Below are 1,164 nucleotides of genomic sequence, written 5' to 3'. Positions count from 1 at the left end.
CGGTGCGACGGCTGTCGCACCGGGCGCCTTCGGAGGTCAGTCCTGGCTGGAAGAGGCCGTGAGGCAGGGCCGCGGGTGGCTCAGCTGGTGGAAGCCGCGGTCCGGACGGCAGCCGTCCGGGACCGGGGCGCCGAAGTAGTCACGGCCGCCGTTGTCGGTGATCGGCGTGCCGGCGCGGCGGGCGGGGGAGCCGGGGTGCAGCCGGTAGTCGACGGGGTTCAGGCCGCCGGGGTTGAGGAGTCGGGGGTTCTTCGTGGACTTCTCGGTGTCGGCCGGCTCGTTGGTGGGGTGGTTGCCGTAGAAGGTGTTGCCCGTCCAGGTGAAGTTCTCCGGCGTGTACTTCGGGCCGGTGTAGCCGCCGGTGCCGAGGTTGTAGAACACGTTGTTCCTCAGCACCATGTTGTTGGTGACGGAACGCTGGTAGACCACCGCGGCGGTGGAGCCTTCGGGCAGGTAGACCGTGTTGTTGTACACCTGGGCGTTGTTCTCCCGGGTGACGTCGAAGATCCGGCCGCTGTCGTTGCGGCTCAGGTTGTAGCGGACGACGGTGTCATTGGTCGTCGACCCGGAACCGCAGCCGCCGCAGAAGAGCATGAAGCCGCCCTCGTTGTCGTGGCTGTAGTTGTACTGGAAGACGGCGCGGTTGTTGCCGTAGTCCGAGTCGAACGCCTGGCCGTCGCCGTTGTCCGGCAGCTTCCGCACGTCGTGCACGTCGTTGTACTGGATCAGGCTGTCGTCGGAGTTGATCGTCCAGATGCCGACGTTGGAACCCATCGGTCGCATGGCGATGTCGTAGACGTGGTTGCGCTCGACCAGGCCGCGGTCGGCGGCGCGCAGGACGATGCCGTCACCACCCGTGTTGCTGATGGTGTTACCCCGGAAGACGATGCGCGTGTTCGGGCGCCAGTTGTTGAGGCCGCCGCAGCCGTCCGTGCTGCCGTAGATCGGTCGGCACATCCAGGTGGTGCGGTTGGTGAGGCCTTCGCGGTCGACGTTGGTGATGCGGGAGTTTTGGACGACGAGGTCGTCGAAGTGGGTGGGGGTGGTGGTTCCGGAGACGCGGAACTGTATGCCGTTGGACCACTTGGTGTTGTCGCCGTAGACGTCGTGGACGTAGATGTCGTCGACGAGGTAGTGGGTGCCGACGCCGTCGGGGAGGTCGGC

At 66.4% G+C, this 1,164-nt stretch carries 1 protein-coding gene; it reads right to left on the bottom strand.

The window, feature by feature from the left end; all coding sequences use genetic code 11:
• Positions 1-36 precede the first annotated feature (36 nt).
• Positions 37-1,164, bottom strand: a 1,128-nt coding sequence (locus ACFCY7_RS40505) for a right-handed parallel beta-helix repeat-containing protein (RefSeq protein ID WP_376491088.1), incomplete at its 5' end; no start/stop codon positions are given.

Origin of the sequence: Streptomyces sp. NPDC056361 (assembly GCF_042262805.1) — a bacterium.
GTDB lineage: Bacteria > Actinomycetota > Actinomycetes > Streptomycetales > Streptomycetaceae > Streptomyces.
Note: the sequence above shows the minus strand (reverse complement) of the source record. Positions and strands in the feature narration are given on the sequence as shown.